The sequence below is a fragment of the Streptomyces sp. NPDC093111 genome (assembly GCF_040683955.1).
Lineage (GTDB): Bacteria > Actinomycetota > Actinomycetes > Streptomycetales > Streptomycetaceae > Streptomyces.
Window position 1 is genome coordinate 66,922 of the sequence record NZ_JBFBNW010000005.1, and the last position, 14,521, is coordinate 81,442.

Below are 14,521 nucleotides of genomic sequence, written 5' to 3' on the forward strand. Positions count from 1 at the left end.
TCCCCTGACCCCGCCCGGCCGGTCCCCCGCCGCCCCGCCGCCGACCCCCTTCCGGCGGCGGGGACGCACGGCACCGCACCGCACCCGCATCAGCCGACCAAGGAGCAGAACCGTCATGCCCCTCGTAGGAACGGGCGACATCGTCGGACCGGCCGCGGCCGCCGGTCGCGGCGTCGGCGCCTTCAACGTCATCCAGCTCGAACACGCCCAGGCCATCGTCGCCGGCGCGGAAGCCGCCGGCAGCCCGGTGATCCTCCAGGTCAGCGAGAACACCGCCCGCTACCACGGCGCCCTCGCCGCGATCGGCACCGCGACCCTGGCCGTCGCCCGCGCCGCCGCCGTCCCCGTCGCCGTCCACCTCGACCACGCGACCTCCGCCGGACTCGTCGAGGAGGCCGTCGCGCTCGGCTTCTCCTCCGTCATGTACGACGCCTCCACCCTGCCGTACGAGGAGAACCTCCGCGCCACCGCGCGGGTACGGGCCCGGTGCCACGCCTCCGGCGTATGGGTCGAGGCCGAACTCGGCGAGGTCGGCGGCAAGGACGGCGTGCACGCCCCGGGCGCCCGCACCGACCCGGCCGAGGCCGCCGACTTCGTCGCCGCCACCGGCGTGGACGCCCTCGCCGTCGCCGTCGGCACCTCGCACGCCATGGCCACCCGCGACGCCGCCCTCGACTTCGGCCTCATCGCGGCCCTGCGCGCCCGGCTGCCCGTCCCGCTGGTGCTGCACGGCTCCTCCGGCGTCGGCGACGAGGACCTGGCCACCGCCGTCGCCCACGGCATGACCAAGGTCAACATCGCCACCCACCTGAACCGGGTCTTCACCCGCGCCGCCCGCGAAGTCCTCGACGCGGACCGTGCCCTGGCCGACACCCGCCGCTACCTCGGCGCGGGCCGGACGGCGATGACCCACGAGGTCACCAGGCTCCTGGGGATCCTCGACGCACGGGCGGAGACCGTCGTCTGACGGAACCTCAGCCGCACCCGGCCCCGACCCCGGCCTCATGCCGGGCCTTGCCGCGAGCCCCCCTGCGCGCGGTATCTTGAGGGCGGCGAGGGGTCCGCGACTTCCTTGCCTTTGTCATTCCCGGACCTCTCCCGGGAACACGGGGGAGGGACGACGAGTGGTGCGCGAACGGCTTCGGGCCCGGTTCCGGTACTGGTTCGACGGCACGATGGACCGCGGCACCCCCGCCCTGATCAGCTGGCTGGCCCTCGCCTCGCTGCTGCTCATCGGAGTGGCCTCCACCCTGGTCGTCCTGTTCACCGACACCGACGCCGAGGACAACGGCGGCTGGGCGGGCGTCGCCTGGATGAGCCTCCTGCGCACCCTGGACCCCGGCACCATGGGTGGGGACACCGGCGGCCCGGTCTTCCTCGGCCTGATGCTGGCCGTGACGATCGGCGGCATCTTCATCGTCAGCGCCCTCATCGGCGTCCTCACCACCGGCCTGAACCAGCGGATCAACCAGCTCCGCAAGGGCCGTTCGCAGCTCATGGAGCGCGGCCACACCATCGTGCTCGGCTGGTCGGAGCAGGTCTTCACGGTGGTCGCCGAGCTCGTCGAGGCCAACCAGAGCGAACGCCGCTCCTGCGTGGTGATCCTCGCGGACCGGGACAAGGTCGCCATGGAGGACGCGATCCGCGAACGCATCCCCGAACCGGGACGCACCCGGGTCGTGTGCCGCTCCGGCAACCCGCTCGTCCGCGCCGACCTGGAGCTCGTCAGCCCCGACACGGCCAAGTCCATCATGGTGCTGCCGCCGTCCGGCGACGACCGCGACGTCGACGTCATCAAGGTGCTGCTGCTGCTCAACAGCCGTACCTGGAAGCCCGTCCGCCCCCATGTCGTGGCGGCCGTCCACGACTCGGAGAACCTCGCCGCCGCCCGCCTCGCGGCCGGCGGGACGGCCCTGGTGATCGACGCCGAGGACATCGCCGTCCGCCTCATCGCCCAGGCGCACCGCCAGACCGGCCTGTCGACCGTCTTCAACGAACTGCTCAGCTTCGTCGGCAACGAGTTCTACTTCCGCGACGAACCCTCCCTGGTCGGCGCCACCTACGGGCAGGCGCTGGGCGCCTTCGCCCGCGGCGTGCCGGCCGGGCTGCACAGGAACGACGGCCAGGTCCTGGTCAACCCGCCGACGGACACCGTCATCGCCCCCGGCGACCAGCTGCTCATGGTCGCCGAGGACGACCTCCTGATCCGCCTGGCCGGCACCCCGGCGCCGGTCGTCGAGGCGGCGATCACGACGGCGCCCGTCCAGCCGCCCCACCTCGACCGGACCCTCCTCATCGGCGAGAACTCCCGCACGGCGAAACTGGTCGCCCTCCTCGACAGCTTCGTCGAACCCGGCTCGACCCTCGACATCGCCGCCCCCCGCCGCCCGGAGGCCGCCCTGCACGGGCAACTGGCCCACCTCACCGTCGGGTTCAAGCGCTGCGAGCCGACCCGCAGGTCCTCCCTCGAATCCCTCGACCTGGGCGGCTACCAGCACATCGTGGTGCTCTCCGACGACACCATCGCCCCCGGCCGGGCCGACGACCGCACCCTCGTCACCCTGCTGCACCTGCGGGACATCGAGGTGAGCCTCGGCGACCCGTACTCGATCGTCACGGAGATGCACGACGACGCCAACCGCGAGGTCGCCCAGGTCACCAAGGCCGACGACTTCATCGTCAGCACCAAGGTGATCAGCCTCCTGCTCACCCAACTCACCGAGAACCGGGAGCTGTACGCGGTCTTCGCCGACCTCTTCGACCCGGAGGGCTCGGAGATCTACCTCAAGCCCGCCTGCGACTACGTGGTCCTCGGCGCCGAAGCGAACTTCGCCACCGTCGTCGAGGCCGCCCGCCGCCGCGGCGAGACCGCCATCGGCTACCGCCTCGCCCGGCACGCGGAAGAACCCCCCACCTACGGCATCTTCCTCAACCCGTCCCGCACGGCCCCGCTCGTCTTCGGGGAGCGGGACGCGGTGGTGGTCTTCGCCGAGAGCTAGGGGGTTCCCCGGGGCGCGTGGGAAAGGCCCCGCGCGCCGAACACCGCGGACGGCGCGCAGGGCCCTTCCCGACCGGTGCTCCCCGCGCGGCGAGAGCCACTCCTTCGCGCGGGGCCGGTGGCCGGTGGCCGGTCAGGGCTTCTGGAAGCCGGCGTCCTGGAGGATCTTCTGGGCCTCGGGGGTGCTCAGCCACGCGACGAACGCGGCGGCGGCCTCGGCGTGCTTCGAGTCCTTGAGGGTGGCGGCCGGGTACGCGGCGACGGCGTTCTGGGCGTCGGGGATGTCGACGGCGTCGACCTTGTCCTTCGCGCTCTCGGCGTCCGTCTTGTAGACGAGGCCGGCGTCGGCCTCGCCGAGCTCCACCTTGCTGAGGACGGCGCGGACGTTGGGCTCCTGGGACACCGGCTTCACGGTGATCTTCTGGGCGTCCAGGATCTTCTTGCTGTACTTGCCGGCGGGGACCTCGGGGGCGGCGAGGACGACCTTCAGCTTCGGGTCGGCCAGGTCCTTGAGCTCGTCGACCTTGTGCGGGTTGCCCTCGACGGTGGCGATCACCAGACGGTTCTTGGCGATCACGGTCGGGGTGCCGGTGTCGGCCTTGGCCTTGTCCATCGACTTCGTGTCGGCGGTGACCAGGGCGTCGGCGGGCGCGCCCTGGGCGACCTGCGCGACGAGCTCCTGCGAGCCGGCGAAGGAGAAGGTGATCGTGGTGCCCGGGTGGGACTTCTCGTAGGCGGCGCCCGCGGTCTTGAAGACGTCGGTGAGCGAGGCCGCGGCCAGCACGGTGAGCTTGGTCTCGGGGGCGGCGGACGTGCCGGCGGCCTTCCCCTTGTCCTTGCCGCCGTCGGTGTCGCTGGAGCAGGCGGCGAGCGGGACGAGCAGCGCGGCCGTGACGACGGCGGCGGCGGTACGGCGTCCGGTGAGCGTGCGGGGCAGGGACATGAGTCGGAACTCCTTCGGGACGGAGGGAAGTACTGCTTGAGGGCTCAGGCGTCAGGTGCGGCCGACTTCCACTCCCGGCAGGACTGCATGTGCGACACCGTAGGGCCGTTCCGCTCTCATCTGCAACAAGCATGGAGAACCCTCCATCGCGAATGAGAGGGCAGTCGGAGGAAAGGCCAAGGGGCTCCTCGGGCTTTCCGGGAAGCTCCAGGCCGGGCCGCCGGGGCCTGTGCGTTCGGACGAGAGGCGTTCTCGCCGCCTGGCATGGCATCTACGATGGATCGTCTCGTATTCACCTTGCGCATGTGAGGTGGAGACGCGCGTTCACCGGCGCACATTCCTCAGGGGGCAAGGAGTTCCGCATGCAGGTCGACCATCTTCTCCGCCTCGACCGTCTCGACCTCTCCCTGGTCTGGGGGGACCGGGCCCTGCTCGGCCAGGAGGTCGGCGGGGTGACGGCCACCGACCTGGAGGACCCGGCGCGGTTCCTGGAGGCCGGCGAGATCGTGCTCAGCGGACTGGTCTGGTGGAGCCGCGAGGGCGACCCGTCCAAGGCCGACCGCTTCGTGTCGGCGCTCAGCTCGGCGGGCGCGGTGGCCCTGCTCGCCGGGGAGGAGACCCACGGCGGGGTGCCGGAGGAGGTCGTCGACGCCTGCCGCCGGCACCGCGTCGCCCTGCTCGCCGTCCCCGCGCACACCAGCTTCCGGGCGGTCACCGAGGCCGTCTACCTGCGCCAGTGGGGCGAGCTGAGCCGCCGCCCCACCGACCTCTACGCGCTGCCCGAGAACGTCCGCGCCGACCTCGACCGCGCCCTCGAACACGGCGCCTCCGCGGCCGAGTTGACCGACCGCGCCTTCGCCCACCTCGGCACCCCCGACTGCCACCTGCTCACCGCCAGCGGCCGTACCGTCGCCCGCACCGGCGGCGCCGCGCCGCTGCCGCCCGGGCAGGCCGTCGAGCTCCTGCGCGGGACGCGCGGCACCACCGTCCGCGTCGAGGGCGACGCCGACACCGCCTTCGACGCCTGGCACCTGCACCTGCCCGAGGAGGGGCAGGTCCCGCCCCGGGTCCTCCAGGAGATCGCCGAGCTCCTCGGCCGTCACCGCCGCCGCGAGGACCGCCGGCGCGCGACGCGCGCGACGGCCTCGGCCGAACTCGTCGCCGCCGTGGGCGCCGCGTACCCCGACGCGACCCGGGTCCGGGGCGCCCTCACCGCCTGCGGCCTCGCCGACGGGCACGCCCACACGGTGGTCGTGGCGAGCCTGGCGCCGGCCGCCGGGCCCGGCCGGCTCCCCGCCCGGAGCGCGCGGACGGAGCGCGCCGGGGCGGGCGGAGGGGACGGGGCCGGCGAGGCCGCCGCCGCTCTCGCGGAGGCGCTGAGCCACCTTCCCTCCGGCGCCTTCGCCGCCGTCGTCGCCGGGTGTCCCGGCGGCGAGGCGGTGGCGGTCCTCGCGCACGACGTGGACGCCGGGGCGGAGCTGCGGGCGGTGCTCGACGCGGTGTGGCCGCTGGTGCACGCCTGCCGGCCCGGGGCCGCCCTGCACGCCGGGGTCGGCGAGCCCGTCACCGGTCCGGGCGAGCTGAACGCGGCGCTCGCGCAGGCCCGTCACGCGCTGGCCGCCGCCCGCGCCGGCGCGCCCTCGGCGCAGCGCGTCGCCGGCCTCGACGACCTGCGGGGCCTGGACACCCTGGTGGCCGGCATCCCCGCCGCCGTACGGGAGGTGTACAGCACGACGGTCCTCGGCCCGCTCCTCGGGCCCGGCCGGGCCTCGCACGCGACGCTCCTGGAGACCCTGGAGGTCTTCCTCGCGCACAACTGCTCCTGGGCCAGGACCGCCGAGGCCCTGCACCTGCACGTGAACACGGTCCACTACCGCATCGAGCGCGTCGAGGCCCTCACCGGCCGCGACCTGTCCCGGCTCGACCACAAACTCGACCTGCGCGCCGCCCTGTTGTGCCGCTGAGGCGGCCGGCGGGCGGGGCCGGGTCAGGGCAGGCCGACGTGCACGCTGGTCGACTTCACCCGCGCGGTGACGGTGATCCCGACGGCGAGCCCCAGCTCCTCGACCGCCTCCCGCGTCACCAGCGACACGAGCCGGTGCGGGCCGGACTGCACCTCGACCCGCGCGGCCACGTCGTCGACCCGTACCGCCGTCACGATCCCCACGAACGCGTTCCGCACCGACGTCGGCACGTCGTCCTCGGGCACCGCGTGCGGTCCGGCGCCGCGCGCCACGGCGAAGCGGGCCAGATCGGCGCCCTCGACGGCCCGGGCGCCCGCCGCGTCCCGCGCGAAGGGGAGCCGCCCGCCGTCCGCCCAGCGGCGCACGGTCTCCGCACTCACACCGAGCAGTTTCGCGGCCTGTCCCATGCTGTACGACGGCACTGCGGCACCTTCTCACTCGATGGTGTGGAAAGCGGCCCCGGGACCCTTCCAGGCGTCTTCGGCCGATGGGCGAAGCCTAGACTTCCCGCTCATGTCGCTCTGGCTGCTCAACCATTTCAGCACCCTCACCCTCACCCTGGTCACCGTCGGCGGGACCATCGTCCTGGCCGTCGCCGGCAGCGTGCTGGCCCGCCGCCGGTACCCGTCGCTGGCCGAGGGCGAGCACAACGACATGGTGGGCGTGACGCTGGGGATGTTCGGCGCGATCTACGGGATCATCCTCGCCTTCGTCATCGTCACGCTCTGGACGCAGCTGGACAACACGCAGACCATCGTCGCGACCGAGGCCACCGACGTCGCGCTCATCGCCCGGGACGCCGCCGCCTTCCCGGCCCCGGTCCGCGCCGACGTCGACGCCGCGCTCAGCGGCTACGTCCACGCGGTCGTGGAGGACCAGTGGCCCAAGATGCGCGCGGGGCAGCCGAGTTACGGCGCCACCGGCGAGAAGCTGCAGGCCGTCTTCGACGCGCTCCAGGCGTACGAGCCGAAGACCGCCCGCGAGGAGGTCTTCTACGAGGAGGCCGTCGGCCGCCTCAACGACGTCGCCGGGCAGCGCCGGGCCCGCCTGACCATGGCGGAGCAGGAACTCCCGCCGCTGCTCCAGGTCCTGGCCTTCGGCGGCGCGCTCGTCCTGGTCCCCCTCACCTTCCTGTACGGCATGCGCCGCCTGCGCATCCAGCTGCTCTTCGTCTCCGCCGTGGCCGGTCTCGTCGGCTTCAGCCTGCTGCTGGTCTTCGTCCTCGACCGGCCCTTCGCCGGCGACCTGAGCGTGAGCCCGGCACCGTACAAGGAGGGAGCGCTCGCCGCGTACTGGAGCGGGCCGGCCGCCGCGGACCCGGCCGTCCGGGCCCGCGGCCAGGGCGGCCCGTAGGAGGCGAGCTCCCCCCTGCGGCCGCCCCGGGGCCCGGCGTCAGGCCACCCCGCGGATCCGGGTGACGAGGAGACCGCCGAGGAGGATGACCAGGGCCGCGGCGACGTACAGGCCCGTGTAGCCGCCGAGGTGCGCGATGACCGGTGCGGCGAGCGCGGGCGCGAGGACCTGGGGGCCCGAGTTGGCGATGTTGATGACGCCGAGGTCCTTGGCGCGGTCGGCGGCCCGTGGCAGCACCTGGGTCACCAGGGCCTGGTCGACGGCGAGGTAGATCCCGTACCCGGCACCCAGGACCGCCGCCGCCACCAGGGCGGACGGCCAGGTGTGCAGCAGGGCGAGCAGCAGCGCGGCGGCGGTCATGACCACCGAGCACACCACGACGAAGCCCTTGCGGCGCCCGACCCGGTCGGAGAACGCGCCGACGGGGATGGCGGTGGCCGCGGCGCTGAGCGTGTAGACCCCGGTGAGGATCAGCACGCCGGTGCCGGGATCGGCGTAGTGGACGGCGTCGGCGAGGAAGTAGAACAGGTAGAGCGTGCCGAGGGCGTTGCCGAGGTTGATCAGGAAGCGGCTCAGCCAGGCCCACCCGAAGTCCGGGTACCGCCGGGGGCTGACCCAGAAGGACCGTGCGAACGCGCGGGCGTCGAAGGCGGGGCGCAGCTCCCGGGGCAGCGCCGGTTCGCCGTGGCGCAGCACGAACGGGAGGGCCAGGGCGACGGTCAGCACCGCGAGGGTGACGTACCCGGGCCCGACGCCCGTGACGAGCAGGGTGGTGATCAGCGCGCCGAGGACGAGGCCGATGGACTGCATGAGGCCGGTCCAGCCCGAGACCTGCGCGCGCTGGGCGAGCGGCACGCGGTCGGCGATCGGGGTGGTGACCCCGGCCAGCATCGCGTTCAGGCCCGCCTGCGCCAGGCACCAGCCGACGGCGACCCCGGCGACGGTGTGCTGGCTCGCGGTGAACACGAGCCCCGCCGCCCCGGCGACCGCGCCGCCGAGCGTCCAGGGGCGGCGCCGGCCGAACCGGCTCGTGGTCCGGTCCGACCAGGCGCCCGCGAGCGGGTTGACGAGGACCGCGACGAGCGCGCCGAGGCCCGTCACGAGCGAGAGCGCGGTGTTCTTGTCCTGCGGGTCGATCCGCTCCAGCTGGAGCGGCAGCAGGATCTGGATCGGGGTCATGAAGGCCATGAAGACGGCGAGGGTGGCCAGCGAGAGGCCCACCGTCCAGCCGGCCCGGACGGGGACGGTGGGCTCCCCGAGGAGGGCCGCGCCGCCGCCCCCGGCCGCCGGGTCCGCGCCCACCGCCGCGTCCCCTCTGGTCTTCGCGGCCTCAGTGGCCCCCACGGCCTCTGAGGCCCTCGTTCCGCTCGGGCCTCTCGGGCCCTCCGTGTCGGCCATCCCGGCTCCCTCGCTCATGCCCGCTGGGCGGCGATCAGGGCGCGGTACCACTCGAAACTCGCGCGCGGCGTGCGGAGTTGGGTGGCGAAGTCGACCTCGACCAGGCCGAAGCGCTGGTGGTAGCCCTCGGCCCACTCGAAGTTGTCCAGCAGGGACCAGGTGAAGTAGCCGCGCACGTCGACCCCTTGCTCCATGGCCCCGGCGATCGCGGCGAGGTGTCCGGCGAGGTAGTCGACGCGCGCCCGGTCGTCCGTCCCGGCCGGCTGCGAGCAGCCGTTCTCGGTGATCCACACCGGGGGCAGGGCGGCGCCGTAGCGGGCCTTCAGGCCGGTGAGCAGCTCGGTGAGCCCGTCGGGGACGACCGGCCAGCCGAACGAGGTCCGCTCGTACGCCTCTTCGGGCTCGGCGAGGTCGAAGGGCAGGCCCAGCGACGGGTCGACGGGGGCGGTGATCCAGCTCGGGTTGTAGTAGTTGACGCCGAGGCCGTCGAGCGGGGCGGCGATCGTGGCGAGGTCGCCGTCGCGCACCAGGCCGCCCCAGGTCGGGTCGGGCATGCCGTACGCCGAGAGGTCGGGGTAGGTGCCGGCCAGGACCGGGTCGTTGAAGAGGCGGTTGTGCAGGTTGTCGTACGCCTCGGCGGCTGCCGCGTCCGCCTCCGAGCGGGCGTCGGAACGCAGCCTGACCGGGGTGCAGTTGTTGGCGACCAGCACCTGCGCGTCCGGGACGGCGGCCCGCAGCGCGGCGGCCGCGAGTCCGTGGCCGAGGAGCTGGTGGTGGGCGACCGGCAGGGCGTCCAGCATGAGGGTGCGGCCGGGGGCGTGGACGCCGAAGGCGTAGCCGAACGACATGTGCACGAAGGGCTCGTTGAGGGTGATCCACCGCTTGACCCGGTCGCCGAACCGTTCGGCGACCACGGCCGCGTACTCCCCGAAGCGGTGGGCCGTGTCGCGGTTCAGCCAGCCGCCCTCGTCCTCCAGGGCCTGGGGCAGGTCCCAGTGGAACAGGGTCGGGGTGGGCTCGATCCCGGCGTCGAGCAGGGTGTCGACCAGCCGGTCGTAGAAGTCGAGGCCGCGCGGCTCCACCTTGCCGGCGCCGGTCGGCAGGACGCGCGGCCAGGAGAGCGAGAAGCGGTACGCGTCGAGGCCGAGCCGGCGCATCAGCCCGACGTCCTCGCCGAACCGGTGGTAGTGGTCGCAGGCCACCTCGCCGGTGTGCCCGTCGCGGACCGCGCCGGGGCGGCGGACGAAGGTGTCCCAGATCGAGGCACCCTTTCCGTCCTCGTCCGCCGCGCCCTCGATCTGGTACGCGGCGGTCGACGCACCCCAGACGAAGTCCGCCGGGAACGAGGGGAGTCGGGTGGGGTCGGTGGAGCTGGGAGTCACGGGCACCTGCCTTCATCGCACTGATGCGGGGTCGCACACGTTCGGCCGCATGGGTGCGCGGCGGGCCGCAACATAACATGAACTCCTGTTCATGTTCTATGGATGCGCGCGCGACGGAGGCCCGGCTTCCCCCAGGACCGGGCCCCTCAGGGCCGGGCCGCCTCGGGGCCGTCCTCCCGCAGGGCGTCCTCGCTCAGGACCGGGCCGCCTCCGTCAGGCGTCTGCGCAGGTCCTCCCAGTAGAAGTCCAGCATCCGCTTCAGTTCGTCCACGGTCTCGCGGTCCGGCTCGCCCTCGCCCTTGAACACCTCGTGCAGCACGGCGTTGGCCGCCCACACCACCATGTGGGTCGCACGCCGGGCCGGCTCCCCGCCGGGGGCCCCCGTCAGGTGCTCCACGATGCGCTGGAGGCCGGCGGCGACCAGCGTGTTGCTCGCCTCGTCGGCCCGCGCGAGCTCGGGGCTGAGGTGCCGCCCGGCCCACAGCGCCATGCCGCCCGGCTGGGCGCGGAACAGGTCGGCGTACACGTCGACCATCGTGCCGACCAGGTCCGGCAGCTCGTCCGCCAGCGCCCGCTCGACCAGCTCGTCGATGGCCCGCTCGAAGCCCTCCAGGTAGCGCCGCCCGAGCGCGTCCACGACGGCGCTCTTGTCGGAGTAGAACTGGTAGATGCTGCCGACCGGCGCGCCCGACTCCTCGGCGATCCGGCGCATGGTCAGGGCCTCGTACCCCTCCTGGGAGAGGATCCGGTCGGCCGCGGCGAGGATGGCCTCGACCCGCGCCCGGCTGCGTGCCTGCCGCGGCTGCCTGCGCAGGCCCGGCTCCGGTGCTTCCGTCATCACGTGCTTCCGGTCGTCCGATGGGGCGGCGGCGCCGTGCTGGCGCGCACGACGAGCCGGGGTTCGATGGAGCGCGGCTCGGGGACGGAGCCGGGGGCGGCGATGCGGCCGAGGAGGTGGGTGACGGCCTGGGCGCCGATCTCCTCGAAGGGCTGGGCGACGGTGGTCAGCGACGGCGAGCAGTACTCGGCGAGCTCGATGTCGTCGAAGCCGATCACCGAGACGTCGTCCGGCACCCGGCGGCCCGCCTCGTGCAGGGCGCGGACCACGCCGAAGGCCATCTCGTCGCTGGCCACGAACACCGCCGTGACGTCGGGGATCCGGGCGAGCACGAGCCCGTTGCGGTAGCCCGAGCCGGGCGTCCAGTCGCCTTCGAGCGGCGGCGGTACGGAGCGCCCCGCGTCCTGGAGGGCGGACCGCCAGCCGTCCCGGCGCAGGCCCGCCTCCAGCCACTCGCCGGGACCCGCGATGTGCCAGACCGTCTCGTGCCCGAGGTCCAGCAGGTGCCGGGTGGCCATCCGCGCGGCCTCGGCCTGGTCGAGGGCGACGACGGCCGTGGCGTCGGTGCGCGAGCCGTCGGTGGTGAGGGTGGGGGTGCCGCGGGTGAGCTGCTCGATCCGGGGGCTGCTGTGGATCAGCGGCACCGAGAGGATGATCCCCTCGACGCCCTGCTCGGCCAGCCGGGACAGCGCGTTCTCGATGGCGAAGGTGTCGAGCGAGGTCGTGGTGGCGGTGCTGACGGCGTACCCCGCCGCGCGGGCCGCGTTCTCGATGCCCGTCGTGACGGCGGCCCGGGAGTAGAAGTTGGTCTGCAGGGTCACCACGCCGAGGGTGCGGCTGCGCCCCGAGGAGAGCGCGCGGGCGGCGTTGTTGCGCCGGTAGCCGAGCTGTTCGACGGCGGCCAGCACCTTCGCCCGGGTCCGCTCCTGCACGTTGGGGTGCCCGGCGAGCGCCCGCGAGACCGTCTGCGCCGAGACTCCGGCGACCCGTGCCACGTCCGCCATCCCCGGCTGGCGCGCGCCTTCCACGGTGCTCCGTCTGCCCATCGTTCCCCTCCCGCCGTCCGCCGCCGATCGTAGCGCCCCGGGCTCGGGGCACCCAGGGTCGGTGCCGACGGTTGGCATCGATAACAGTCTCTGCCATAGTTCGGCCAGCGCCGGGAGGCCGAACAGCCTTGTGCGGCACCGTCGTTGTCGAGGGCAGCGGAGAACGACCCGCCGTTTCCCCGATTTGGCATCGATAACATCCCGGCTTCAGCACCGCGAGTCGCGTCACCGACCTGACCCCTTCACCCGAGGAGTACTCGTGAAAGCTCCGCGCAGCAGACTCGTGAGCGTGCTCGCGGCGGCGGCCCTGGCCGTCGCCGCCGGCAGCTCGCTCGCGGCGACCCCGGCCGCCTCGGCCGCCCCGGCGAGCCCGGCGGCCCAGGCGGCCCCGTCGGCGGCCACGTACACCGTCACCGTCGGCGCGAAGGGCTCGTGGAACCGCCCGGACGACACCCCGGCGAGCCCGTACCTCGACAAGGACGGCACCTTCTACTACCAGCAGGCCCACGCGCTCTACGGCGCGAACGACGGGCGCAGCTGGACCTTCTACACCGGCACCGACTTCGACACCGCCAACCGCTCCGGCACCCTCAGCGACGCGGTGAACCCCGCCAACGCCAACGACCGCAACAACGACACCACCTGGCGCTGCAACAACAGCCCCACCGGCGTCGAATCCACCCAGGCCCCCGCCGGCAGCGGCTACGCCCACCGCAACTACTGCGACCTCACCGGCCTGTGGGTCGACCCCGACACCGGCGACTGGTACGGGCTCGTGCACAACGAGTTCACCCCGCAGCCCTTCGGCGACGGCCTCCACTACGACGGCATCGACTACGCCGTCTCCAAGGACCAGGGGAAGACCTGGACCGTCAAGGACCACGTCATCACCTCGCCGTACAGCACCAAGCGCGGCGACACCACGGCCTTCCCTCAGCAGACCTACCACTACGGCACCGGCGACCCGCGGCTCTTCGTCGACACCGCGTCCGGCTACTTCTACGTCTTCTACGGCTCCCGGATCGTGGACAAGGGCGGCAGCTGGCGCGCCTTCTACGGGCACGTGGCCCGGGCGCCCATCGCCGGCAAGATGGCGCCGGACTCCTGGAAGAAGTGGTACGGCGGCGCCTGGACCGAGGCCGGCGTCGGCGGGCGCGAGAGCACCATGGTCCCGGTCGGCGCGGGCAGCACCACCGGATACGTGCCGACGGCCAAGGAGTACAGCCCGTCCACCGGCGGCACGGTCGCCCAGCAGGTCGCCGCGGGCCAGACGCCCGCCACCTCCCCGCTGTTCGTCATGGACATCACGTACAACGCCTACCTCGGGCTCTACATCGGCGAGCCGCAGGGCGTCGACCAGAGCGGCAACGCCCCGCAGGAGCTGTACGCCACCGACGACCTGACCACCCAGAAGTGGTTCCGGCTCGGCGACACCGGCGGGTACCGGACGGCGTCCTGGTACCGCTGGTTCCTCGACAGCGGCAGCCGGACGAGCTCCGGGACCGTCGGCAAGGACTTCCGCGCGTACTGCTCCTTCGGCTGCTCCGGCGGCGCGAGCGGCGAGTACGTCAACCTGAGCATCGGTACGAGCGCCCCCGCCGCCCCTGTCGACACCACCAGGACGTACCGGATCGGCAGCGCCGCCGGACGGGTCCTCGCCCAGGTCCAGGGCGGCTCCACGACCACCTCCGTGGCCGCCGCCACGGGCTCCGCGCTCGAATCCTGGACCTTCACCGCCAAGGGCGACGGCTCCTACCGGATCGCCAACGCCGCCACCGGGCAACTCCTCGGCGTCCCCGCCACCGCCCCGACGGGCCGCGCCTGGGGCACGAAGCCCACCGTCACCCCGGCCGGCCCCGGCGGCTCCACCACCGGCCAGGAGTGGTTCGTCATCCGCGGTGCCGGCGCCACGGACAACGCGCCCACCGGCACGTACAAGCTGGTCAACCGCTACAGCGGGCTCGTCGTCGGCCTGTCGGGCGCCACCGGCCGCACCGCCGAGACCACGCCCGTCCGCGCCTGGACCGACACCACCGGCAGCACGGTCGGCGCCGGCCGCACGGCCGGCGAACAGACCCTGACGCTCACCCCGACCGGCCAGGTCCCGGGCGGCGGCTCCCTCGACGGGGTGCGCACCGTCACCACCGGCGGCAAGGCCCTCGACGACCCGGACCGCAGCACCGCGAACGGCACCCAGCTCATCACCTGGACCGCGAACGGCGCCGCCAACCAGAACTGGACCTTCACCCGCCAGACCGACGGGAGTTACGAGCTGAGGAACGGGCACTCCGGCAAGTGCGCCGACGTCGAGAGCGGCTCCGCGGGCGCGGGCGCCAAGGTCATCCAGTGGACCTGCCACGGCGGCCCCAACCAGCGCTGGACCGCCACCCGCCTCGCGAACGGCACGTACACGCTCGCCTCGCTCGGCAGCGGCCTGCTCCTGACCACGGCCACCACGTCCGACGGCTCACCGGTCACCCAGCAGGCGGACACGGGGAGTTCACGCCAGCAGTGGACGATCGGCTGAACCGCTGAACCGCTGAACCGCTGAACCGCTGAACCGCTGAACCGCTGAACCGCTGACGCATGGCGCGCCGGC

The 14,521-nt window shown here is 73.6% G+C and carries 11 protein-coding genes; 5 read left to right on the forward strand and 6 right to left on the reverse strand.

All coding sequences use genetic code 11. The annotated features are described in order from the left end of the window. The first annotated feature begins 115 nt into the window (after positions 1-115). A complete protein-coding gene (locus AB0Q96_RS09675) occupies positions 116-967 on the forward strand; it encodes a class II fructose-bisphosphate aldolase (protein ID WP_365323447.1) in 852 nt (283 codons plus the stop codon). A 160-nt stretch (positions 968-1,127) separates the two neighbouring features. Then, on the forward strand, positions 1,128-2,999 hold the full coding sequence (locus tag AB0Q96_RS09680) for a potassium transporter TrkA (protein ID WP_365323449.1): 1,872 nt from the start codon (positions 1,128-1,130) through the stop codon (positions 2,997-2,999). Positions 3,000-3,131: 132 nt separating this feature from the next. Here AB0Q96_RS09680 and modA read toward each other — a convergent pair whose 3' ends face one another. Next, positions 3,132-3,941: a molybdate ABC transporter substrate-binding protein gene (gene modA, locus AB0Q96_RS09685; protein ID WP_365323451.1), complete on the reverse strand. Its 810-nt coding sequence runs from the start codon at positions 3,939-3,941 to the stop codon at positions 3,132-3,134. 362 nt (positions 3,942-4,303) lie between these two features. Here modA and AB0Q96_RS09690 point away from each other — a divergent pair, with 362 nt between their 5' ends. Continuing rightward, positions 4,304-5,905 carry a PucR family transcriptional regulator gene (locus tag AB0Q96_RS09690; RefSeq protein WP_365323453.1) on the forward strand — a complete coding sequence of 534 codons (1,602 nt, stop codon included), beginning with the start codon at positions 4,304-4,306 and terminating at the stop codon, positions 5,903-5,905. Positions 5,906-5,928: 23 nt separating this feature from the next. On the opposite strand, the gene AB0Q96_RS09695 is transcribed toward AB0Q96_RS09690, so the two are convergent. Continuing rightward, positions 5,929-6,327, reverse strand: a complete 399-nt coding sequence (locus AB0Q96_RS09695; RefSeq protein ID WP_365323455.1) for a helix-turn-helix transcriptional regulator — start codon at positions 6,325-6,327, stop codon at positions 5,929-5,931. Between the two features lie 91 nt (positions 6,328-6,418). Between AB0Q96_RS09695 and AB0Q96_RS09700 the strand changes: the two genes are divergently transcribed. After that, positions 6,419-7,258 (forward strand): DUF4239 domain-containing protein, encoded by an 840-nt coding sequence (locus AB0Q96_RS09700; RefSeq protein ID WP_365323457.1) that lies wholly within the window; start codon positions 6,419-6,421, stop codon positions 7,256-7,258. A gap of 39 nt (positions 7,259-7,297) precedes the next feature. Here AB0Q96_RS09700 and AB0Q96_RS09705 read toward each other — a convergent pair whose 3' ends face one another. The 4 genes from AB0Q96_RS09705 to AB0Q96_RS09720 all read right to left on the reverse strand — a co-directional run bounded on the left by AB0Q96_RS09705 (position 7,298) and on the right by AB0Q96_RS09720 (position 11,922). After that, positions 7,298-8,602, reverse strand: coding sequence for an MFS transporter (locus AB0Q96_RS09705; RefSeq protein ID WP_365323459.1), 1,305 nt, complete (start codon positions 8,600-8,602; stop codon positions 7,298-7,300). A gap of 68 nt (positions 8,603-8,670) precedes the next feature. Further along, a complete protein-coding gene (locus AB0Q96_RS09710; protein ID WP_365323461.1) occupies positions 8,671-10,044 on the reverse strand; it encodes a GH1 family beta-glucosidase in 1,374 nt (457 codons plus the stop codon). 187 nt (positions 10,045-10,231) lie between these two features. Then, positions 10,232-10,876: a TetR/AcrR family transcriptional regulator gene (locus AB0Q96_RS09715; protein WP_365323463.1), complete on the reverse strand. Its 645-nt coding sequence runs from the start codon at positions 10,874-10,876 to the stop codon at positions 10,232-10,234. Then, positions 10,876-11,922: a LacI family DNA-binding transcriptional regulator gene (locus tag AB0Q96_RS09720; protein WP_365323465.1), complete on the reverse strand. Its 1,047-nt coding sequence runs from the start codon at positions 11,920-11,922 to the stop codon at positions 10,876-10,878. The genes AB0Q96_RS09715 and AB0Q96_RS09720 overlap by 1 nt, the downstream gene beginning before the upstream one ends. Before the next feature lie 259 nt (positions 11,923-12,181). On the opposite strand from AB0Q96_RS09720, the gene AB0Q96_RS09725 reads away from it, so the two are divergent. Next, the gene (locus AB0Q96_RS09725; RefSeq protein ID WP_365323467.1) at positions 12,182-14,449 is read left to right on the forward strand and encodes an RICIN domain-containing protein; all 2,268 of its coding nucleotides are present in this window, start codon (positions 12,182-12,184) and stop codon (positions 14,447-14,449) included. Positions 14,450-14,521 lie beyond the last annotated feature (72 nt).

Bases quoted from the DNA above. Each gene is read 5' to 3' on its own strand.
- AB0Q96_RS09675 (WP_365323447.1), top strand. From the start codon at position 116: ATGCCCCTCGTAGGAACGGGCGACATCGTCGGACCGGCCGCGGCCGCC.
- modA (WP_365323451.1), bottom strand. From the start codon at position 3,941: ATGTCCCTGCCCCGCACGCTCACCGGACGCCGTACCGCCGCCGCCGTC.
- AB0Q96_RS09690 (WP_365323453.1), top strand. From the start codon at position 4,304: ATGCAGGTCGACCATCTTCTCCGCCTCGACCGTCTCGACCTCTCCCTG.
- AB0Q96_RS09700 (WP_365323457.1), top strand. From the start codon at position 6,419: ATGTCGCTCTGGCTGCTCAACCATTTCAGCACCCTCACCCTCACCCTG.
- AB0Q96_RS09715 (WP_365323463.1), bottom strand. From the start codon at position 10,876: ATGACGGAAGCACCGGAGCCGGGCCTGCGCAGGCAGCCGCGGCAGGCA.
- AB0Q96_RS09720 (WP_365323465.1), bottom strand. From the start codon at position 11,922: ATGGGCAGACGGAGCACCGTGGAAGGCGCGCGCCAGCCGGGGATGGCG.